At 50.7% G+C, this 21,770-nt stretch carries 16 protein-coding genes and 1 pseudogene; 8 read left to right on the top strand and 9 right to left on the bottom strand.

The window, feature by feature from the left end; all coding sequences use genetic code 11:
• Positions 1-78: 78 nt before the first annotated feature.
• Positions 79-657, bottom strand: coding sequence for a TetR family transcriptional regulator (locus HVY19_RS10065; RefSeq protein WP_181684159.1), 579 nt, complete (start codon positions 655-657; stop codon positions 79-81).
• A 112-nt stretch (positions 658-769) separates the two neighbouring features.
• On the opposite strand from HVY19_RS10065, the gene HVY19_RS10060 reads away from it, so the two are divergent.
• A complete protein-coding gene (locus tag HVY19_RS10060) occupies positions 770-2,257 on the top strand; it encodes an MFS transporter (protein WP_181684158.1) in 1,488 nt (495 codons plus the stop codon).
• Position 2,258: 1 nt separating this feature from the next.
• Here the strand turns inward: HVY19_RS10060 and HVY19_RS10055 are convergent, their stop codons facing one another.
• From HVY19_RS10055 to yddG, 3 genes are all read right to left on the bottom strand, one after another.
• Positions 2,259-2,579, bottom strand: coding sequence for a GFA family protein (locus tag HVY19_RS10055; protein ID WP_249419112.1), 321 nt, complete (start codon positions 2,577-2,579; stop codon positions 2,259-2,261).
• Between the two features lie 200 nt (positions 2,580-2,779).
• A complete protein-coding gene (ompC, locus tag HVY19_RS10050) occupies positions 2,780-3,859 on the bottom strand; it encodes a porin OmpC (RefSeq protein WP_181684156.1) in 1,080 nt (359 codons plus the stop codon).
• A gap of 514 nt (positions 3,860-4,373) precedes the next feature.
• Positions 4,374-5,255: an aromatic amino acid efflux DMT transporter YddG gene (gene yddG, locus HVY19_RS10045; protein ID WP_181684155.1), complete on the bottom strand. Its 882-nt coding sequence runs from the start codon at positions 5,253-5,255 to the stop codon at positions 4,374-4,376.
• A gap of 234 nt (positions 5,256-5,489) precedes the next feature.
• Between yddG and fdnG the strand changes: the two genes are divergently transcribed.
• The 5 genes from fdnG to HVY19_RS10020 all read left to right on the top strand — a co-directional run bounded on the left by fdnG (position 5,490) and on the right by HVY19_RS10020 (position 12,602).
• Positions 5,490-8,537: a formate dehydrogenase-N subunit alpha gene (gene fdnG / locus HVY19_RS10040; protein WP_181684154.1), complete on the top strand. Its 3,048-nt coding sequence runs from the start codon at positions 5,490-5,492 to the stop codon at positions 8,535-8,537.
• Between the two features lie 12 nt (positions 8,538-8,549).
• Positions 8,550-9,434, top strand: coding sequence for a formate dehydrogenase subunit beta (gene fdxH / locus HVY19_RS10035; RefSeq protein ID WP_181684153.1), 885 nt, complete (start codon positions 8,550-8,552; stop codon positions 9,432-9,434).
• Positions 9,427-10,083 carry a formate dehydrogenase-N subunit gamma gene (gene fdnI / locus HVY19_RS10030; protein ID WP_181684152.1) on the top strand — a complete coding sequence of 219 codons (657 nt, stop codon included), beginning with the start codon at positions 9,427-9,429 and terminating at the stop codon, positions 10,081-10,083. The genes fdxH and fdnI overlap by 8 nt, the downstream gene beginning before the upstream one ends.
• A 216-nt stretch (positions 10,084-10,299) precedes the next feature.
• Positions 10,300-11,511: a pertactin-like passenger domain-containing protein gene (locus tag HVY19_RS10025; protein ID WP_181684151.1), complete on the top strand. Its 1,212-nt coding sequence runs from the start codon at positions 10,300-10,302 to the stop codon at positions 11,509-11,511.
• Positions 11,499-12,602: an autotransporter outer membrane beta-barrel domain-containing protein gene (locus HVY19_RS10020; protein ID WP_181684150.1), complete on the top strand. Its 1,104-nt coding sequence runs from the start codon at positions 11,499-11,501 to the stop codon at positions 12,600-12,602. The genes HVY19_RS10025 and HVY19_RS10020 overlap by 13 nt, the downstream gene beginning before the upstream one ends.
• Before the next feature lie 80 nt (positions 12,603-12,682).
• Here HVY19_RS10020 and HVY19_RS10015 read toward each other — a convergent pair whose 3' ends face one another.
• The 3 genes from HVY19_RS10015 to sra form a co-directional block, all read right to left on the bottom strand.
• Complete coding sequence (locus tag HVY19_RS10015; protein ID WP_181684149.1) at positions 12,683-14,395, bottom strand: ABC-F family ATP-binding cassette domain-containing protein; 1,713 nt, start codon at positions 14,393-14,395, stop codon at positions 12,683-12,685.
• Between the two features lie 308 nt (positions 14,396-14,703).
• The gene (locus tag HVY19_RS10010) at positions 14,704-16,401 is read right to left on the bottom strand and encodes an NAD-dependent malic enzyme (RefSeq protein WP_181684148.1); all 1,698 of its coding nucleotides are present in this window, start codon (positions 16,399-16,401) and stop codon (positions 14,704-14,706) included.
• A 171-nt stretch (positions 16,402-16,572) separates the two neighbouring features.
• Complete coding sequence (gene sra / locus HVY19_RS10005) at positions 16,573-16,716, bottom strand: stationary-phase-induced ribosome-associated protein (RefSeq protein WP_181684147.1); 144 nt, start codon at positions 16,714-16,716, stop codon at positions 16,573-16,575.
• Between the two features lie 225 nt (positions 16,717-16,941).
• Between sra and osmC the strand changes: the two genes are divergently transcribed.
• Together osmC and hdeB are read left to right on the top strand one after the other, a co-directional pair.
• Positions 16,942-17,373 (top strand): peroxiredoxin OsmC, encoded by a 432-nt coding sequence (osmC, locus tag HVY19_RS10000; RefSeq protein ID WP_181684146.1) that lies wholly within the window; start codon positions 16,942-16,944, stop codon positions 17,371-17,373.
• Between the two features lie 181 nt (positions 17,374-17,554).
• Positions 17,555-17,884, top strand: a complete 330-nt coding sequence (gene hdeB, locus HVY19_RS09995; RefSeq protein WP_181684145.1) for an acid-activated periplasmic chaperone HdeB — start codon at positions 17,555-17,557, stop codon at positions 17,882-17,884.
• 83 nt (positions 17,885-17,967) lie between these two features.
• Here hdeB and dosP read toward each other — a convergent pair whose 3' ends face one another.
• Positions 17,968-20,376: an oxygen-sensing cyclic-di-GMP phosphodiesterase DosP gene (dosP, locus tag HVY19_RS09990; RefSeq protein ID WP_181684144.1), complete on the bottom strand. Its 2,409-nt coding sequence runs from the start codon at positions 20,374-20,376 to the stop codon at positions 17,968-17,970.
• Between the two features lie 20 nt (positions 20,377-20,396).
• A pseudogene (locus tag HVY19_RS09985) lies at positions 20,397-21,707 on the bottom strand (GGDEF domain-containing protein); the annotation flags it as partial.
• Positions 21,708-21,770: the final 63 nt, after the last annotated feature.

Here is a 21,770-nt window from a genome sequence, read left to right as displayed (position 1 = left end):
GAGCGAAGGGGAAATAAGAAGTTACGTAAGTGTTACTAAATGTAAATTAAAACTGTCTTTCTCTGTCTCTCGCGTACCTCAGGAGAAAAGTTCAAGCGAGATGGCTTTCTGTAGATGCCGTTCGAATGCGGGATCTTCCATCTCCTGGATACCCAGAACGTACATTCCATCAAGTCCGCAGACCAGAGCAATCAGACGCCAGGCAATATCCTCCGGTGTGGAGGCTGTCGTAAACTCTCCGGCGGCTATGCCGCTTTCAATAATCGTGGTTGTCTCCTTGTGCCACATGCGCATCGTCAGAAGATAAGCGCTTTTGATTTCCGGATCTTTATCCGCAAGGATCTGCGCTTCCCGCCAGAGCTTAATATAGGGCTCAAATCCGCCGTCATCGCTACCGAGCATGGAATGCAGGCGTTCGCGCCAGGTAGCGTTTTCGCCCACCAGTTCGGCATCAAGAAGGGTACGTATCAGGCGGACAAAGGCTAATGATTTAAGCTCTCCCGCAGAGGCAAAATGATGATGCACCTGGCCGGTAGCGACCTGGGCTTCACTGGCAATCCTTCTTACCGTCATTCCCGTAAAGCCGTCTTCCAGCGCGACGCGAATCGCCGCCTGGAGAATAACTTCACGGCGTTCATCTTTGGTCAAATAGCTCATATTTCCCCCGTCTTGCAGTGGCGACAGTGTAACAAAAAGTTGGACATGCGTTCAATTTTCCGTAGGATCGCAAATCTGGACAAGTGTCCAATTTTGTTATTTCGGGAGATTTATGTTTCGTCAGTGGCTAACGCTCGTGATTATTGTTCTGGTCTACATACCTGTTGCGATCGATGCAACGGTGCTGCACGTGGCTGCACCCACGCTGAGCATGACATTGGGCGCGACCGGTAACGAGCTGCTGTGGATCATTGATATTTACTCACTGGTGATGGCCGGGATGGTTCTGCCGATGGGCGCGCTCGGCGACCGTATCGGCTACAAGCGGCTGCTGCTGTTGGGGGGAAGCTTGTTTGGCCTGGCTTCGCTGGCGGCCGCGCTTGCCGGAAGCGCAGGTTGGCTAATTCTGGCGCGGGCGGCGCTGGCGGTAGGCGCGGCGATGATTGTTCCAGCAACGCTGGCAGGCATTCGCAGCACGTTTGCGACCACGCGTCAGCGGAACATAGCGCTTGGCGTATGGGCTGCCGTAGGATCGGGCGGGGCAGCATTTGGTCCGCTCGTCGGGGGGATGCTACTGGAACATTTTTATTGGGGATCGGTATTTCTTATCAACGTGCCGATTGTTCTGGTTGTGCTGGGGCTGACTGTCCGTTTTGTTCCGTCTCAGAAGGGACTTCGCGACCAGCCGCTTAATTTTGCTCATGCGATCATGCTGATAATGGCGATCCTGCTGCTGGTTTATAGCGCAAAAACGGCGCTAAAAGGCCATGTTGCCATAGGCGCGATCGTGCTGGCGCTGGCAATGGGCGCGCTCTTGCTGACGCTGTTTGTGCGAATTCAGCTTGCCGCATCGCGTCCTATGATTGATATGCGGCTGTTCACTCATCGAATTATCCTGAGCGGCGTGGTGATGGCGATGACGGCCATGATTACTCTGGTCGGTTTTGAGATTTTGATGGCGCAGGAACTTCAGTTTGTTCACGGCCTGACGCCATGGGAGGCAGGAATGTTTATGCTCCCCGTCATGCTGGCGAGCGGATTCAGCGGTCCCGTGGCTGGCGTGTTGGTGACGCGGTTGGGGTTGCGCAGCGTCGCGACAGGCGGCATGTCCCTGAGCGCGCTGAGCTTCTTTGGCCTGGCGGCAACAGATTTCAGCACGCAGCAGCTTCAGGCGTGGGCGTTGATGGCGCTGTTAGGCTTCAGTGCCGCCAATGCGTTGCTGGCTTCAACCGCGGCGATTATGGCTGCCGCGCCAGTGGACAAAGCCGCGTCGGCGGGCGCGATTGAAACCATGGCCTACGAATTAGGCGCAGGGTTGGGGATCGCTATTTTTGGACTGTTACTTAGTCGGAGCTTTTCGGCTTCGATCAGTTTGCCAGAAGGGCTCACGCAAGAAGAGATCGCGCGTGCCTCGTCATCAATGGGGGAAGCGGTACAGTTAGCGCAGCTGCTGCCTTCCTCGCTCGGCGAAGAAATCCTGTCGGCCGCGAAGGAGGCCTTTACGTGGTCGCATAGCGTAGCGTTAACCAGTGCGGGCGGGATGCTAATTATATTAGCCATCGGCATGTGGTTTAGTCTGGCAAAGAGAGAACGGGACTGAACTAGTGCGTCAATTGGCAGAGGTTATCTAACGCCTCAACCTCTTTACCGCTCAGACGTGCGTATTGCCCGGTCAAACGCCAGAAAGCAGGCTGCGTTTCGGTATAGATTTCGGCTGCAAGGATCAGGCGACGGGTATCAAATTCATTCAGTTCCAGTAACGTCCACGGAATAAAAATGCGTGACGTATCAGTCAGCTTGAACCACAGCGGACAGCCGCAGCCTGAACAGAAATAACGAACGCCATGTGAGGATGAGGAAAAGTGTGAGGGGTCGGGCGCATCGGGATCCATCATTGGCTGGCCGCTGGCTTCGAGATACATCGCAATACCGCCGGACCATTTCTGACACAGCGTACAGTGACAGGCGTAAACATCGAGGGATTCGACATCAACGGTAAAATGGCTCTGCCCACAGAGGCAACGTCCTGTATAGGTTTGCACGGCATACTCCTTATGACCGGTTGCATATCGGGAAAAAAAACCAGCCCATAGGGCTGGTTTTGTATCACGCACAGTTCAGATTAGAACTGATAGGTCAGACCCACTGCAACGATGTCGTCAGTGCCTACGCCAGCAGCATTGGTAAAGTTGCTGTCGTCGATCAGGTTGATTTTGTAATCAACATAGGTAGACATGTTTTTGTTGAAGTAGTAGGTCGCGCCAACGTCAACGTATTCAACCAGATCCTGGTCGCCCCATGCACCCATATCTTTACCTTTGGATTTCAGGTAAGCGATGGACGGACGCAGACCGAAGTCGAACTGATACTGAGCAACAACTTCGAAGTTCTGCGCTTTGTTAGCGATGTGGTCATCACCAAACACAGTCATGTTGCGAGTTTCAGAGTAGGTGGTCGCTAAATAGATGTTGTTCGCATCATATTTCAGGCCAGCCGCCCAAACTTCAGCTGTTTCACCAGAAGCGTTCAGGCTGTTGTTGCCATAAGCAACCTGGTCGTCAGTACGGTCAGACTTCGCATAGGTGGCACCAACGCCGAAACCTTCGTACTCATAAGTGGTGGACAGACCATAGCCGTCGCCGTTCGCCTGAGTCGGGTTACGAGAGTTTTCGTTTTTACCCTGATACTGCGCAGCGAAGTTCAGACCTTCAACCAGACCGAAGAAGTCGGTATTACGGTAAGTCGCAACGCCAGTAGTACGCGCAGTCATGAATGCATCAGTCTGGGTCCAGGTATCACCACCGAACTCAGGCAGAACGTCGGTCCATGCGCCGATGTCATAAGCAACACCGTAGTTACGGCCATAGTCCAGAGAACCGTACTGGTCGAATTTCAGACCAGCAAAAGCCAGACGGGTTTTGTTGCCTTTGGTGCCGTTAGCTTCGGTGTTGTTACCTTTGAATTCATATTCCCACTGGCCGAAACCGGTCAGTTGGTCGTTGATCTGAGTTTCGCCTTTGAAGCCCAGACGAGCATAAGTTTTGTCGCCATCATCGCCGCTATTGTCAGAGAAGTAGTGCAGAGCGGTAACTTTACCGTACAGATCGAGTTTGTTGCCGTCTTTGTTATAAACTTCTGCCGCATTAACGACGCCCGCTGCCAACAGGCTGGTCACTGCCACTGCAACTAATTTAAGTTTCATTGTTAATAATCCTTATAATTTTCTTAATGTGATTCCTGACCATTGCTGAGAATGGTGCTTATCAATGGCAAGCTATTTTTAAATTACGCAGCAGTACTAATTCAATAATAAGTTTCATCTCATTACCGAATATTTATAGTTGTGTGATCTAGATCGCTATAAAAGAGAGGGTTTAATTAATTTCACTTAGGAATAAACTGATATGCAATATTTTCATTGAAAACTATATATGCGTCACTGGTGTGTCTTTTGATAATTAGCTACATTAATTATATACAAGTAAACAGTTGAAAATATGCATAGAAACAATATTATTTAGCATATACTTATCATAAATTTAACGTGGTGTTAAATTTTTAAGTCGCCACTAAATAAGATTAGCGCAGTATTTTTAAGAAGAAAGAATAAGAATATTGATATTATTTCGAATATTCCGAATCAGAGTCTGAATTTATACAGAGGGCGGGATGACGTGCCGGGTCGCAAAATAGCGGTCAGCGGCCCGGAAGTGACTTTATGCCCGTATGGTCGCGACCCAGCACAGCAGTGAACCGACGCAAACCATTATCGCTCCCTGCCAGAATGAGAATGACAGGGGGGCGCTCAGCAAAACGGCGGCAAGCGCAGAAGAGAGAACCGGCGTGAAATAGGAGCCTACGGCCATAATAGTGACATTGCCATGAAGAATACCTACGTTCCAGGCGGCATAGGCGAACCCGAGCGTTAATGCAGCAGAAAACAGCTTAATCACCACGGGGGTACTGAACATCATTTCTGGTTGTGGTGTGAGGAAATAATGTATCCATAAGCTCAACGCGGTAAGCAGGACAAATACCGTAATACCATTAAAACCACGCGCATATTTATTGGTGACAGTACAGTAGGTCGCCCAGATAAAGGCACCAAGAAAAGCCAGGAAATAGCTTAATGGGTTGCCGGTGACGTTGTGGATGATTTCGTCGATATTAAGGCCATTCTCACCGCCAAGGACCCAGCAGACTCCCGTCAGGGCGAGAATTAACCCTGGCACTATAATCCAGTTGGTTTTTTGACCATTAAATAATATCGCAAACAGAATCGTCAGGCTGGGCCATAAATAATTGACCATGCCAACCTCTATTGCCTGATGCCGGGTGGTTGCGTAACCGAGCGATAATGACAGGCATATTTCGTAACTGACAAACAGCAGACTGCCGGCGATGAGATAACCAACAGGGAAGCGGCGGATATTCGGGAACCCAACGGTAAATATCAGCAGAAGTCCACTTAAAGAATAAATGGCTGCTGCACCCCCTACGGGCCCAAGTCCCTCGCTGACGCCACGAATCAGGCCGACCATTGTGCTCCATAGCACTATCGCAATCAGCCCAATTAGCGTTGCTTTCTGTTTTGTCATTCTGTTTGCCGTTCCCCAGGCCATGTTTAAAAACCAGCTGAAATATATAGCACTTTTTTGGCAGCAAAGGCCAGGTGATTGCGGATAGGGGTTACTCCCTTAGTGGTATATAAAGCAGGCAAAAGGGATTAATTAGTAGCGGAACCGTTTCGTTATTGATTTGACGCAATAAACGCAGGGATATAGCTGATAGTTTCCTCGCGGGAATACCACTCTGGAAAAAAGAGGAAAGCAATGGACGTCAGCCGCAGAAAGTTTTTTAAAATCTGCGCGGGCGGTATGGCTGGGACAACGGTAGCGGCTCTGGGATTTACCCCGAAGCTGGCGCTGGCTCAATCGCGAAATTATAAACTGCTACGCGCGAAAGAGATTCGAAACACCTGCACATACTGTTCCGTAGGTTGTGGGCTATTAATGTATAGCCTGGGAGATGGAGCAAAAAACGCCAAAGAAGCGATTTATCATATCGAAGGGGATTCCGATCATCCGGTGAGTCGGGGCGCATTGTGCCCGAAAGGTGCCGGGCTTCTGGACTATGTCCACAGCGAAAATCGCCTGCGTTACCCGGAATATCGCGCGCCGGGTTCTGACAAATGGCAGCGCATTAGCTGGGATGATGCTTTTACCCGCATTGCGAAATTAATGAAAGCAGACCGAGACGCCAACTTTATTGAAAAGAACGAGCAGGGCGTAACGGTAAACCGCTGGCTCTCTACGGGGATGCTCTGCGCCTCCGCAGCCAGTAACGAAACCGGCATGCTGACGCAAAAATTTGTGCGTTCCCTCGGGATGCTGGCAGTAGACAACCAGGCGCGCGTCTGACACGGACCAACGGTAGCAAGTCTTGCTCCAACATTTGGTCGCGGCGCGATGACCAACCACTGGGTTGATATTAAAAACGCTAACGTCGTGATGGTGATGGGCGGTAACGCCGCGGAAGCCCACCCGGTCGGATTCCGCTGGGCGATGGAAGCGAAGAACAACAATGACGCCACGCTGATTGTTGTTGACCCACGCTTTACCCGTACAGCCTCGGTTGCGGATATCTACGCGCCGATTCGTTCCGGCACGGACATTACCTTCCTGTCCGGCGTTTTGCTGTATCTGATCGAAAACAACAAAATCAACGCCGAGTACGTTAAGCATTACACCAACGCCAGCCTGCTGGTGCGGGATGATTTTGCTTTTGAAGATGGATTGTTCAGCGGCTACGACGCCCAAAAACGGCAGTACGATAAATCGTCCTGGAACTATCAGTTCGATGAAAATGGCTATGCCAAACGCGATGAAACGCTGTCGCACCCACGCTGCGTCTGGAACCTGTTGAAACAACACGTTTCCCGCTACACGCCAGACGTGGTGGAAAACATCTGCGGTACGCCAAAAGCGGACTTCCTGAAGGTCTGTGAAGTGCTGGCCTCCACCAGCGCAGCGGATCGTACGACAACCTTCCTGTATGCGTTGGGCTGGACACAGCACACCGTTGGGGCACAGAACATCCGAACCATGGCGATGATCCAGTTGCTGCTCGGCAACATGGGGATGGCAGGGGGGGGTGTTAACGCCCTGCGTGGTCACTCTAACATTCAGGGCTTAACCGATCTCGGCCTGCTCTCTACCAGCCTGCCGGGTTATCTGACGCTGCCGTCAGAAAAACACAGCGACTGGCAGACGTGGCTGAATGCGAATACGCCGAAAGCGACGCTTGCCGATCAGGTGAACTACTGGAGTAACTATCCGAAGTTTGCCGTCAGCCTGATGAAAGCTTTCTACGGCGATGCGGCGCAGAAAGAGAACGACTGGGGTTTTGACTGGTTACCGAAGTGGGACCAGGCCTACGACGTCATTAAATACTTCAACATGATGGATAACGGGAAAGTCACCGGCTATATCTGTCAGGGCTTCAACCCGGTTGCGTCGTTCCCGGACAAAAACAAAGTGGTTCGCAGCCTGAGCAAGCTGAAGTATATGGTTGTTATCGATCCACTGGTGACTGAAACCTCGACCTTCTGGCAGAACCACGGCGAGTCGAACGATGTCGATCCGGCGTCGATTCAGACCGAAGTATTCCGTCTGCCGTCCACCTGTTTCGCTGAAGAAGACGGCTCGATTGCCAACTCGGGACGCTGGCTGCAGTGGCACTGGAAAGGGCAAGACGCTCCGGGCGAGGCGCGTAACGACGGTCAGATCCTTGCTGGTATTTATCATCGTCTGCGTGAGATGTACCGCACGGAAGGGGGTAAAGGGGTCGAACCGCTACTCAGAATGCGCTGGAACTACAAGCAGCCAGACCATCCGGAATCCGAAGAAGTGGCGAAAGAGAACAACGGCTACGCGCTGGAAGATCTCTATGACGCCAATGGTGTGCTGATGGCGAAAAAAGGCCAGTTGCTGAGCAGTTTTGCGCAGTTACGCGACGACGGTACCACGTCCTCCTCCTGCTGGATTTACACCGGTAGCTGGACGGAGCAGGGTAACCAGATGGCTAACCGCGACAACGCCGATCCGTCAGGCCTGGGGAATACGTTGGGTTGGGCATGGGCATGGCCACTGAACCGCCGCGTGTTGTATAACCGCGCCTCTGCTGATATCAACGGCAAACCGTGGGATCCGAAACGCATGCTGATCCAGTGGAACGGGGCGAAATGGACGGGGAACGATATCCCGGACTTCAACACCGCGCCGCCAGGAAGTGCCACCGGACCGTTCATCATGCAGCCGGAAGGGTTGGGGCGTCTGTTCGCGCTCGACAAACTGGCAGAAGGGCCGTTCCCGGAACACTATGAGCCGATGGAAACGCCTCTGGGCACAAACCCGCTGCATCCGAACGTGGTTTCCAGTCCGGTCGTGCGCATTTACGAAGAAGATGTCCAGCGCTTAGGCAAAAAAGACAAATTCCCGTATGTCGGCACGACCTATCGCCTGACCGAACATTTCCATACCTGGACCAAACACGCGTTGCTGAATGCCATTGCGCAGCCGGAACAGTTTGTGGAAATCAGCGATACCCTTGCCGCCGCCAAAGGCATTGCCAACGGCGATCGTGTCACGGTCAGCAGCCAGCGCGGATTTATTCGTGCGGTGGCCGTCGTTACACGCCGTCTGCGGACGCTGCACGTTAACGGTCAGCAGGTTGAAACGGTGGGTATCCCGCTGCACTGGGGCTTTGAAGGGGTTGCGCAGAAAGGCTATATCGCAAATACCCTGACGCCAAACGTCGGTGATGCAAACTCGCAAACGCCGGAATATAAAGCGTTTTTAGTTAACATCGAGAAGGCGTAAGGGGGCGAACATATGTCTTTGGAAACGCAGGACATCATTAAACAGTCCGCAACAAACGCCATCACGCCGCCTCCTCGGGCGCGTGATTTTAAGGCCGAGGTCGCGAAGCTTATTGACGTCTCCACCTGCGTAGGCTGTAAAGCCTGCCAGGTGGCGTGTTCTGAGTGGAACGACATTCGTGACGAGGTGGGTCATTGCGTCGGGGTTTACGATAACCCGGCCGATCTCAGCGCTAAGTCCTGGACGGTTATGCGCTTTAGCGAAACCGAACAGAACGGCAAGCTGGAGTGGTTGATTCGCAAAGATGGTTGCATGCACTGCGAAGAGCCGGGCTGTCTTAAGGCATGTCCGTCTGCCGGAGCGATCATCCAGTACGCCAACGGGATTGTCGATTTTCAGTCCGAGCACTGCATCGGCTGCGGCTACTGCATTGCCGGGTGTCCATTTAATATTCCGCGCCTCAATAAAGAGGATAACCGGGTCTATAAATGTACGCTTTGTGTCGATCGCGTGAGCGTCGGTCAGGAACCGGCCTGTGTCAAAACTTGTCCGACCGGGGCGATTCACTTCGGTACCAAGAAAGAGATGCTGGAACTGGGCGAACAGCGCGTGGCGAAACTGAAAGCGCGCGGTTACGAACACGCGGGTCTTTATAACCCGCAGGGCGTAGGCGGTACGCATGTGATGTACGTGCTGCATCATGCGAATCAACCTGAGTTGTACCACGGCCTGCCAAATGAGCCGAAGGTCGACACCTCAATCAATCTGTGGAAAGGGGCGCTGAAACCATTGGCCGCCGCTGGCTTTATCGCCACCTTTGCCGGGCTTATTTATCACTACATCGGTATTGGCCCGAATAAGGAAGTGGACGACGACGAGGAGGATGATCATGAGTAAGTCGAAAATGATTGTGCGCACGAAATTTATCGACCGCGCCTGTCACTGGACGGTGGTGATCTGCTTCTTCCTGGTTGCGCTGTCGGGAATTTCATTTTTCTTTCCGACGCTGCAATGGCTGACGCAAACCTTCGGCACGCCGCAGATGGGGCGCATTTTGCACCCATTCTTTGGCGTGGTGATCTTCGTGGCGTTGATGTTTATGTTTGTCCGCTTCGTCCACCACAACATCCCGGATAAGAAAGACCTTCCGTGGCTGAAGAACATTGTGGAAGTGCTGAAAGGCAATGAACACAAAGTGGCGGACGTTGGCAAGTACAATGCCGGGCAGAAAATGATGTTCTGGTCGATCATGAGCATGATTTTTGTGCTGCTGGTCACCGGCGTGATTATCTGGCGTCCTTACTTTGCTCAGTACTTCCCGATGCAGGTGGTGCGCTATAGCCTGCTGATCCACGCAGCGGCGGGCATCATTCTGATCCACGCCATCCTGATCCATATGTATATGGCTTTCTGGGTGAAAGGGTCTATCAAAGGCATGATCGAAGGCAAGGTGAGCCGCCGCTGGGCGAAGAAGCATCACCCGCGCTGGTACCGTGAGGTTGAAAAGGCCGAAGCGAAAAAAGAGAGTGAAGAAGGGTTAAGCTAATCTTTCTTTAATCAAAGGCGCTACAGAGTTAGCGCCTTTTTTCGTATTAGCGCACTTTTCAGATTCAGTGAATAGTCAGTTCCGCTTTTACGAAAAGTTCGCTTATGCAGAATATTTTACTCGTTTTTATATGATTGATGACGCGTGTAGTATTCATAAAATTCGCCATGCTTTATCGTTATATAACTGGTGATCATTAGAACATTTCGTTACTTTATGAATATTAAGTCAGCCCATCTTTTATCAACATTAGCATGTTATGTGCCTGTCGCATTTTCAGCCACATTTTCAAATCAGATTATAAACTCATCGCTCACGCTGAATAATGGCGATACCATTACATCAAGTAATGTAGAGAATTATGGAACATTGACGCTTGATGGCGAAGCGAAAAGCAGTTATATCACTGTCTTTTCCGGAGGGACATTCAATATTAATGCTGGCGCCACAGATATTAATAGTGTGATTCACGCGGGTGCGAGGCAAAATATTTCCGGTCAGGCCTTGTTCACTGAGGTCCGTTCAGGCAACCAGTTTGTCCTGAACGGCGGGACGGCAAACAACACTTTCCTTACCGGTCACGGTTTTCAGAGCGTAGAAGGTACTGCTCTGAACTCGTTTCTCACTGGAAAGAGTCAGATTAATGTCCATGACGGCGGCATTGCTGAAAACACGAAGCTATTTAACCAGAGCCAGTTTTACATCACTCCGGGAGGCGTCGCTAATCATTCAAACCTCTATGAGGATAGTTCATTACTTCTACTTGGTGGGGTGGCACGGGATACGGATCTTTTTCAGAATGCCAACATCAATGTTTTAGGTGGTACGGTAACCAATACCCGGCTGTATGATTCGGCAAAAATGACGATATATGACGGCGTTGCTGAAAATACAACGCTTAATTATTCCAGTTCGCTTAGTCTGGATGGAGGTACGGTAGATGGCATTCAACTTTTGGGTGGTGCCTATTATGCAAAAGCGGGAGAAACAAAAGGGAACCACGACATTGTAAAAGGTGCGATGTACCTTACGGAAAAAGCAAAAAGCGATCAGGCTAATATCCGCATCAACAATGAAGGGGCGCTTCATCTTAAAAAAGATAGCACAGACCATATTTTTTTAGTGAATAGCCTGAATCTCAACGACGGAAAGGTTTATTTCTCTCATTCAGCTCAGAAGTCAATGACGGGATGGAACACTCTTCATGTGAATACACTTTCCGGTAACGGCAATTTTTACATGCAGACCAATGTCTCTGCGTTGAAGGGAGACTCGCTTTTTATTAGCGGTAATGCGTCTGGTACATTCAGGTTGCATCTCGAGGATACGGGCACCAGTCCTTCAACCGATGACAACCTTGTAATGGTAAAGATGAAACAGGGGGATGCGGTATTTTCGCTGGGAAATGAGGGGGTGTGGTTGATCTAGGGACCTGGCAATACACGCTGAAAGAGGTGGCGGCTGGAACCTGGGCACTCACGTCTGATGTATCCTCCGTTCCTCCAGGTAAACCTGTGCCGGAACCCGAGGCAAAACCAGAATCAAGCCCCGAGCCTGAGCGGGATCCCATTGTGGTTACCCTACCACAACCTGAAAATAGCCTTCGTCGTATTACGCCTTCGACAGCCGCAGTATTGAATATGGCGGCAGTGGAACCGTTGGTGTTTGATGCTGAACTAGACAGCGTGCGTGAGCGTCTTGACGGCAATAACGCTGGTCATAACGGTACGGTGTGGAGCACGATCATCAACACCCGCAATGATGTGGTTACCGCTGCTGGTGCGGATTTTCAACAAACACTCTCAGGTATTACGCTGGGTATCGATCGTCTCTCAGAGCGTGTGGATAGCGCACTCACTACGGGTGTTTTTTTGAACTTTTCACACTCTGATATTGGTTTTTATCGCGGAGGCAAGGGTGATGTCAGCAGTTATTCTATAGGGGGTTACACAAGCTGGCAGCACAGTAACGGCGTTTATATTGACGGTATTGCGAAACTCAATCGCTTTGAACATGAAATAAATGGCCGAATGAGCAGCGGCGGAGCGGCAAAAGGACACTACAGTGTGTACGGTGCGGGCGCTCATCTCGAAAGTGGCATTCGTTTGAATGAAGGCAACTGGGGGGCAACACCTTATGTGGCCTTTACCGGGTTCGTCGCCGACAATTACCATTACTCGCTTTCTAACGGGATGCAGGCGAACGCTGACAATACAACGATGGCGCGGGCTGAAGCCGGTCTTAAAACCGATTATCGCATGCCCCTTCAGAATGGCATGACGCTCGAGCCCTGGTTGAAAGCCTCTGTTAGACAGGAGTTTGCCGATAATAACCGGGTAACGGTGAATGATGACGGTCAGTTCGTGAATGACCTGTCAGGAACGCGTGGCGTATACCAGGCCGGAATACGTGCCAGCTTTACCGACAACGTCAGCGGAAAACTCAGCGCCAGCTATAGCAACGGGGCTGGCGTCGAATCCCCCTGGCAGGTGGCTGTAGGTGTCAGCGTATCGTTCTGACATCGTCAACTGACAGATGGCGCTTGCGCTTATCCGGCCTACGGTTTTGTAGGCCCGGTAAGCGCAACCGGGCATTGCTATCAGAGTTTCGCCGTTATCTCCTCTATTTCCTTGCGCCACTGCGCCTGTAACTGCAGCTTCTGGTGCTTCGGCTTGCGCGCCAGATCGTCTGCCAGGCGCTGTTCGAGGCTAATCAGTCTCTCCAGTAAATCGTCGTTATCGGGAAGCAAGGTTTCGCTGGACAGAGGACGATCTTCCTGCGGTTCCACGTTGAAGGTGGTTTCCCGAATACGTTCGTATACGGCCTCCAGATCGTGCCATTCGCTCAGTTCTCCCTCGTCAATAAACCAGAAACGGTTACAGCTTTGGCTGATGAGTTGACGATCGTGACTGACCAACAGGACGCCACCCTCGAAGGTTTGTAGCGTTTGCGCCAGCGCCTCTTTACCCTCCATGTCGAGATGGTTGGTCGGTTCATCCAGCATCAGCAGGCTATATCGCGCCAGTGACAACCCGATAAACAGCAGGCGAGAGCGCTCACCGCCGCTTAACGTACTGACCTGTTGCTGATGTCGGACCCACGCAAAACCCGCGCTAATGAGGGCCATTTTGCGGACGTCAGGCTGCGGAGCAAAGGGTTCAAGGGCGTCAAACAACGTATCCTCATCGCGTAATTGATGCAGAGTCTGATCGTAATAACCCAGCGTCACTCGTGGATGCAGTACCAACGACTCTGACGTCTGCTGCATCTGATAGTGCTGCCAGATACGTTTTAACAGGGTGGATTTCCCGCAGCCGTTACGCCCGATAATCGCAACCCGATCACCACTTTTCAGGCGGTTGCTTTCAATGCTGAACAGCGTGGGCGCTGCGGGTGCGGGCGTTACGGACAGCCTCGACAGTTCCAGTAAACGGTCCGCCCGCAACATATCTCCCTGCAAGGCGAGCGTCCATTGGCTTCCGGAAGTCAGCTCTGTTTGCGCATCCTTCAGCCGCAGAACCTGCTTTTCCATCTGTTTTGCTTTACGGGATAAATCTTCGTTGTCATAAACTCGTCCCCAGGTCGCCAGACGTTTAGCGCTGGCGGTGACTCGCTCAATCTCTTTTTGCTCCGCTTTATGGCGCAGTGCGTCGCTGGCGTCACGATCTACCAACGCCTGGCGTGCCTCGCTACAAGGCAACGCGAAGGTGTGAAGCGTGCGATCGCGTAAAATCCATGTGCCGTTGGTTACCGCATCCAGCAGTTGCGGATCGTGAGAAACCACCACGAAACTACCGGACCAGTGTTGTAAAAACTGTTCCAGCCAGAGCAACGTTGGCAGATCAAGATGGTTGCCCGGCTCATCGAGCAGCAGAAGGTCAGGGTTACGCATCAGCGCACGGGCCAACAGCAGGCGCGTATGCTGGCCGCCGCTCAACGTCTGCGCCGTCAGATCGAGATCGTCCGGTCGAAAACCCATCCGCGCGAGTAAGGCTTCAACCTGCCACAGTTGTGCCGCGCGTTCATGCTCGCTCAGTTGCGCCAGTACCGCCTCGAGCAGCGTCAATGGACGTATCTCGTCGGGGAGATGTTGTTCCACGCGGGCAAGGTGACAGTGATTGGCCAGTGCAATAGTTCCGGTGGTGGGCGTTAACGTGCCGTCAAGGAGTTTCAGCAGTGTGCTTTTACCGCAGCCGTTATAGCCAATTAAGCCGATGCGGTCGCCTTTTTTTAGCGTGAAGGTGAGGTCGTCGAAAAGCGTGCCGAATGCTGTATCAACATGTAAAGATTGTGCAGTTAGTAATGTGCTCATTGTTGCTTACTCAAGAGTTACAGGCGTGAAAACACCTCGTCAAACATCGCTGACGATAACCCGGTAAGCCCGAGAGAAGGGGGATTAGAAGTTAGCTTCGCTCAAGCAGAAGTTATCGCAGCACGATACAGATAACGCTTGAGCACTGGCGATCGCCAAAAGCATGTGAAGCGATGAAACGTTCACAGTACAGCATAAGTATCCTCCTTTTATTTATCCGAGAGTTGAACAATGGCGAAAGTGTAGAAGCTAATTATGGATTAGCGCAAGCCAAAAAAGCCCGGCAGCGTGTGCCACCGGGCATATTATTAGATTGAAGTCCGGCGGTAATCGCGGTATTCCGCGTTCCAGAAGTTTTCATCAATCGCCTGCAACAACGCTTCGGCAGAGGTTTTAACCGCCACGCCTTGCTGCTGGGCCATTTTACCGACGGCAAAGGCAATCGCCCGTGACACCGTTTGAATGTCTTTCAGCTCCGGCAGAACCTGACCTTCGCCGTTAAGCACCATCGGCGAGTATTGCGCCAGCGTTTCACTGGCGGACATCAGCATCTCATCGGTGATCCGTGAAGCACCAGCAGCAATGACCCCCAGACCAATGCCGGGGAAGATATAGGCATTATTGCACTGGGCTATCGGATAGACAGTGTCTTTCCAGACGACGGGGGCAAACGGACTGCCGGTTGCAACCAGGGCGCAGCCTTCTGTCCAGCTAATAATGTCCTGTGGGGTTGCTTCAACGCGCGAAGTCGGGTTGGAAAGCGGCATGACGATCGGGCGCGGACAATGCTTGTGCATTTCGCGAATGATCTCTTCCGTAAACAACCCGGTTTGTCCGGAAACGCCAATTAAAATATCAGGTTTAACATTGCGCACGACATCAAGCAGAGACAGCACTTCGTTATCGGTATCCCAGCTTTGCAGATTTTCGCGTTTTTGCACCAGCTTCGTCTGGAAAGAGAGCAGGTTCGGCATCTTGTCGGTCAGCAGGCCGAAGCGGTCCACCATAAAGACGCGTTGTCGCGCAGCCTCTTCACTTAAGCCTTCACGTTGCATCTGCGCGATAATTTGTTCTGCAATACCGCAGCCTGCGGAACCGGCACCCAGGAAGACCACTTTCTGCTCATTAAGCTGACTGCCTGCTGCGCGACTGGCGGCAATCAGTGTGCCGACGGTTACCGCAGCGGTACCCTGAATATCATCATTGAAAGAACAGATTTCGTCACGATAACGGTTGAGTAGCGGCATCGCGTTTTTCTGCGCGAAGTCTTCGAACTGGAGCAGTACGTTTGGCCAACGATGTTTCACAGCCTGAATGAACTCATCAACGAACTCGTAGTAGTCCTCATCGGTGATACGCGGATTGCGCCAGCCCATATATAAAGGATCGTTAAGGAGTTGCTGATTATTGGTGCCCACGTCCAGCACCACCGGCAGGGTGTAGGCCGGACTGATACCCCCACAGGCGGTGTACAGAGAGAGTTTACCGATCGGGATGCCCATCCCACCGATCCCCTGGTCACCGAGGCCCAGAATGCGCTCACCGTCAGTGACCACAATCACTTTGATATTGTGGTTAGGGACGTTTTGCAGGATATCGTCCATGTTGTGACGGTTCTGATACGAAATGAACACGCCACGCGAACGGCGATAAATTTCGGAGAAACGTTCACAGGCAGCACCTACCGTGGGGGTATAGATGACCGGCAGCATCTCATCGAGATGATTATGCACAAGGCGGTAGAAGAGGGTTTCGTTGGTATCCTGGATATTGCGCAGGTAGATGTGCTTGTCGATTTCCGTTTTGAATCCCTGATACTGGATCCATGCACGCTCAGCCTGTTCTTCAATCGATTCGACGACTTCCGGCAGCAGCCCCAGCAGGTTGAAACTGCGACGCTCTTCCATACTGAATGCGCTTCCTTTGTTCAGCAGGGGAAATTCCAGGAGAACGGGGCCAGCGTAGGGAATATAAAGAGAACGCGTTTTTTTGCTTTTGGTTTCCATATCACTCACTCTTTTTTGAATATCGTCCCTGGTACCTATTATTTAATGCGTTGCCGTTCCACCAGGGCATCGGGCACAGAGTATAAAGCATTGTGAAGTGATAAGGGACTGAATAAACAAAAACACCATCAGAATTGTGATGGTGTTTATCGCAAATTTTAGGTGAGGGGATTATTTTTTACTGTCGTCGTGGCGTTTTCTGCCGCTGGGATTGTTCACAACGCTGGTTTTATCACCCTCGGTCACCAATTTGCGCTGATTGGATATTTTATGGTCCAGTCCAAGAATTTGCCGGGCCTGACGGTTCGATTTCATTCTAACTCCTTAATCCTGTTAATGGTTTCAAGGATGAGTCCACATCTAATGGACGAAATACAACCCTAAATGTAACCGATACAAAATATATCGGTCTGATTGATGGTCGGACATTTTAGCGGAAAGGTCAATGCGAGGAGACTGAATTAAGAAGGGTCTGTTACTGAAGGCGAACACGGGCAGGCCTTCTATACTTGTTATTTCGATGACAAAAGGAGAGCAATAATGACGATCCATAAGAAAGGCCAGGCGCATTGGGAAGGGGATATTAAACGCGGAAAAGGGACAGTATCGACGGAAAGCGGAGTGCTGAACCAACAGCCATACGGCTTCAATACGCGTTTTGAAGGGGAGAAAGGGACGAATCCTGAAGAGCTTATTGGCGCTGCGCATGCTGCCTGTTTCTCGATGGCGCTATCGCTGATGCTTGGTGAAGCCGGCTTTACGCCGGACGCTATCGACACGACGGCTGACGTCTCGCTGGATAAAGTCGATGCAGGCTTTGCGATCACCAAAATCGCGCTGCGTAGTGAAGTCAGCGTACCAGGCATTGATGCGGCAACGTTTGATGGAATCATCCAGAAAGCCAAAGCCGGTTGCCCGGTTTCACAAGTACTTAAAGCCGAAATTTCTCTCGATTACCAGTTAAAAGCCTGACGGTTATATCGCCCGGTGACGTCTGTTTACCGGGCATCTCCCACCGCGGGGTGAATTTTTCAGCAAACATCAGAATCGGTTCCGGGAAATAATAATAATAGCCACACTCTCTTTGTTGATATTTATTTGTGACGGGAGTGGCGTATTATTTACTTCGTTCTTTACAAACGGAGTAACAAAAATGAACAAATTCTCTCTTGCGACAATCGGTATTTTTACAGCTGCGCTGCTGACCAGCGTCAGTGTAAACGCAGCCGCTGATAAAGCAAAAACTGAAGTGACTCCTAAAAATATGACCTGCCAGGAATTCATTGACCTGAACCCGCAAACCATGGCGCCTGTCGCTTTCTGGTACCTTAATGAAGACGAAGATTTTAAAGGCGGGGACTATGTTGATTTTCAGGAAACCGTCACCACCGCAGTTCCATTAACAATTGATGTCTGCAAAAAAAATCCGCAGAGCGAATTAAGCAAAATTAAAGACGAAATCAAAAAAGAGTTATCTAAATAAAACGCTAACATAACGCTACTGAGATTAAGCCCAGCCGAATGCTGGGCTTAATTATGCGTACTCAGGAAAATCATCAGCATTTATCAGGACACTTTTAGCGGCAACTGGGTGCGCATCCACTGCGGGATTTCATCTGCCGGGATAGGGCGCGAGAAATAGTATCCCTGGATGACCGGGCAGTTTACGCTTCTCAGCAGTTCAAATTGTTCTTTCGTCTCAACGCCTTCAGCGACGACCATCAAATTCAGACTGTGACCAATGCTGGTAATGGCTTCCAGTAAGGACTTGATCCGCGTCTCGGTAAGGCAGCGATCAACAAAAGACTTATCAATTTTCAGTTCGGTTACAGGCAGGCTAACCAGCCGGGATAATCCTGAAAACCCGGTACCGAAGTCATCAATCGAGAGCCCAACGCCCGTATTACGCAGGATACTGATTCGGCGGTGGATCTCTTCATCCTGCTCCATCATCATACTTTCGGTAATTTCAACCGTGAGCTGATCGCCAGGTATGGTGAATTCATTCATCGCTTCGGAGACCTGGTCCGGCAGTTGATTGCTGCGAAAATGCAGCGCGGACAGGTTCACCGATAAGGTCGGGATAACAAGCGACAGTTCGCGCCATTCTGCCAGTTGCCGGCAGGCCTCTCTGACGACCCAGCGGCCGATATTTTCAATCTCACCCGTTTCTTCCGCCAGCGGGATAAAAACATTCGGGGGTACATGGCCATGCACCGGATCGTTCCAGCGCGCTAGCGCTTCAAAACCATATAACTCACCGGTTTCTGCAAAGATTTGCGGTTGATACACAAGGCGTAACTGATTGCTGGCAATCGCTCGCTTCAGCGCCGCGCCCAACTGTAAACGCTCTTTGACCACTACGTTCATTGCCGGATCAAAGAACTGCCAGCCGTTGCCGCCCCCTTTACGAATATAATCCATGGCGTTATGGGCTGTTGATAACAGGTAATCACGATCTTTGCCGGTTTCATAGCTGATCCCGATGCTCAGGGTCAGATGGAAGGTTTTGTCATTAAAGAGTGTCGCTTCATTGCCGATATTTTTGAGATCGTCGGCAAATTGCGAAATGTTGTTCATATCATTGTCCAGGCTCACCAGGACAAACTGTGTGCCTTCAATACGGCTAAGGTACTGATCCGGTTTTAAGCGGTCACGGATTTTATTAATAAGTTGCAGCAGCACCTGGTCCGCCAGGGTATAGCCCAGACTGTCAATCACATCCTGATAGTGGTCAACGCTTAAGAGAAACACCACCGGCGGTTGTTTTTTATTATCGGCAATAAGCTCCTCTAAATAAGCGTGGAGATGATTGCGATTAGGTAAGCCCGTCATGGGGTCAAACTGGAGGAGGTGCTCAATTTGTTGCCGACTCTTTTCTTGTTCCAGCGCGAGTGCCGCCAGGTGCTGGCTGATGTCTGCGACACGTTCAATAAAGGCACTGGTTTCTCTGCCGGTGACAGTTTTGATCAGCAGCGTTCCTGCCGGGGTGCCATCGCGTTGGCGAATGGTCAGCGACCAGACAGTACTATTTTTCTTCTCACTCTCATTTGAGGAGGAAGCCCAGAACTCAGGTTGGCCATTTTCTAAGGCAAACAGTGAAACATGGGTATCTCTGAGAACCGCCTCAATGTTGCGGCAAATAATTTCTCCCATCTCGTGAAACGGGGGACTGGTGCACATGGCGGCTAAAATGTTGCCCTCAAGCTGGCGAATTTGCCGATCTTCTGTGATATCGGAAAATGTCATTACCCGGTTTTGTAATTCATTGGCAGAGTCATACACCGGGCTGACCGACGCTTTTATCCATATTTCATCACCCGCCCGGGTAATGGCTAAAAATTCATCCTGATCGGAGGACGCCATCTTTAAGAGCTGTTTCAATCGTAAACGGTTGCCAGAGGGGGCGTCGGGGATATTTAACAGGCGATCCGGCCGCTGTCTCACTGCATCACTGATGCCGTAACCAAACATCTCCGTAAAGGCACGATTGCATTGAACGATGCGGCCCATCGGATCGAGGACAATGACCGGACGGTCAAGGTGGTCGACCGCCAGCACCAGCAGTCTTTTTTGCTCTTTTTGCTCCATTTCGACGCTGGCGTCACGCACAAAAGCCAGGTAGTAGATTTTGCCCTCAACGTTGACTTTCGAAAGCGCAAATCGCGTCCAGACTTTACTGCCATCTTTTCTTTCTAATAACAATTCGCGGCTCATTCCCTCGACGCGCGGTTGTCCGCCTTCACGATTATGGCGAATAAATCCAGGGTGTGCCGGACGCAAATTTTGAGGAATAAGCATGGATATCCCATTGCCAAGGACTTCCTCACGGCGATATCCCCACAGTTTTTCCGCAGCGGGATTGAAAAACATCACTTCGTCATTTTCATTGATTAACACAGCGCCCATCATATTTTGCTCAAGCGCGCGTATGAAAATGCTGTCTCCGGTGTCTTCAACGTCGGTAAGTTTCATTTTTTACCTCTGCATCCGCATCAAACTTCATGGCTCGGTTTCCAGAGCTCAACGCAGTTTCGGCCTCGCCTTTTCGCGGTATACAGGGCTTCGTCAGCAATTTGAATCAGACGTTCATAATCAGGGTGACCATTAAACATTGCCGCGCCAATCGACAGCGACAGTGGAATAGGCTCACCCGTAGGGGAATTGATTTTTGTTTTTTCAACACGGCTGCGGATCCGCTCGGCGATGCGCAGGGTATCTGTCTCTGTCGCTTCGGTTAGCACGATAACAAATTCATCGCCGCCGTAGCGGAAAACATAATCACTACTGCGAACGTTGTCATAAAACGCCTGAGAGACTCGGCGAAGGATATCATCACCGGTATTATGCCCCCAGGTATCATTAATCTGTTTAAATTTATCGACATCAATAATCAGCACCGAGAGGGGAGATCCGGCACGGTTAGCATGGGCAATTTCACGTTTAAAAATGGTCGGCAGGAATCGACGATTAAGTAATTTGGTCAGTACGTCCATACCCACTTCATGGCGTGACACTTCTTCAAATAATTCACGCAGGAGGGTGGTAATCTGTGAAACCGTATTGCGGATTTGCAGCAAGAATTTGACCCGTGCGGCTTTATTTCCCATTGCCTTCGGAGTGTTGCTGATTTGATGAAACACGCCGTCGAAATCCTGGATAAGCCGTGAAATATGGCCGACTTCAGCAATGCCGCTAAAATAATGTCGACCTTTGTGGTTAAACCAAAGGCCAAAATCAGCCTGACTCAACGGCAGGCTGTTGCCGAGGTCAGAATCCAGCATGACTTTATAGATAACATCCATTTCCCACGCCAGCAGAGCGCCAAGCTGACGTTCTTTTTCTTCCTCGGCATTTTCCAGTAATGAAAAAATACGATAGTTTTCATCTTCTTTGGCGGCGGTATTGCCGCTAAATGAAAATGCCCTGGACATAACTTCCATTGCCAGATCGATACTATTAATGGAGAAATGATAAATTAACAGTTTCTCTGCCGCGCTGTGTTTCTCATTGATAATTATCGGATAAATCAGTTTCTTTAAAACCCGGAAGCCCATTTCTACCACTTCTACGGGAATGCCAATACGGGCATGAACTTCGGCGACTCGATTTTGAATCTGAATGAGCATGTCAATGTTATCAACATTGCTGGAGAGAACGCTCATAATCCATCGTTCCAGCGCCTTTTTGAGTTGGCGCTCAACCTGTTCATTACTGAGAAACTCTTCCGCTTGAGGATCGGCGAGGACGATACGATAGAATTCCATACTCAAGGTATGTGCATGAGTATTACCTATCTCAGAAGCCCAATGTGACTTTATTGCGTTCTACTTTTTCTGAACAGAGAAAATCATAACTGCATACGGTCA

The organism is Citrobacter sp. RHB25-C09 (assembly GCF_013836145.1).
Lineage (GTDB): Bacteria > Pseudomonadota > Gammaproteobacteria > Enterobacterales > Enterobacteriaceae > Citrobacter_A.
Note: the sequence above shows the minus strand (reverse complement) of the source record. Positions and strands in the feature narration are given on the sequence as shown.

Bases quoted from the DNA above. Each gene is read 5' to 3' on its own strand.
- fdxH (WP_181684153.1), top strand. From the start codon at position 8,550: ATGTCTTTGGAAACGCAGGACATCATTAAACAGTCCGCAACAAACGCC.
- sra (WP_181684147.1), bottom strand. From the start codon at position 16,716: ATGAAATCGAACCGTCAGGCCCGGCAAATTCTTGGACTGGACCATAAA.
- HVY19_RS10065 (WP_181684159.1), bottom strand. From the start codon at position 657: ATGAGCTATTTGACCAAAGATGAACGCCGTGAAGTTATTCTCCAGGCG.
- HVY19_RS10025 (WP_181684151.1), top strand. From the start codon at position 10,300: ATGAATATTAAGTCAGCCCATCTTTTATCAACATTAGCATGTTATGTG.
- dosP (WP_181684144.1), bottom strand. From the start codon at position 20,376: ATGAAACTTACCGACGTTGAAGACACCGGAGACAGCATTTTCATACGC.
- HVY19_RS10015 (WP_181684149.1), bottom strand. From the start codon at position 14,395: ATGAGCACATTACTAACTGCACAATCTTTACATGTTGATACAGCATTC.
- yddG (WP_181684155.1), bottom strand. From the start codon at position 5,255: ATGACAAAACAGAAAGCAACGCTAATTGGGCTGATTGCGATAGTGCTA.
- HVY19_RS10060 (WP_181684158.1), top strand. From the start codon at position 770: ATGTTTCGTCAGTGGCTAACGCTCGTGATTATTGTTCTGGTCTACATA.
- hdeB (WP_181684145.1), top strand. From the start codon at position 17,555: ATGAACAAATTCTCTCTTGCGACAATCGGTATTTTTACAGCTGCGCTG.
- HVY19_RS10055 (WP_249419112.1), bottom strand. From the start codon at position 2,579: ATGTATCTCGAAGCCAGCGGCCAGCCAATGATGGATCCCGATGCGCCC.
- HVY19_RS10010 (WP_181684148.1), bottom strand. From the start codon at position 16,401: ATGGAAACCAAAAGCAAAAAAACGCGTTCTCTTTATATTCCCTACGCT.
- osmC (WP_181684146.1), top strand. From the start codon at position 16,942: ATGACGATCCATAAGAAAGGCCAGGCGCATTGGGAAGGGGATATTAAA.
- ompC (WP_181684156.1), bottom strand. From the start codon at position 3,859: ATGAAACTTAAATTAGTTGCAGTGGCAGTGACCAGCCTGTTGGCAGCG.
- fdnI (WP_181684152.1), top strand. From the start codon at position 9,427: ATGAGTAAGTCGAAAATGATTGTGCGCACGAAATTTATCGACCGCGCC.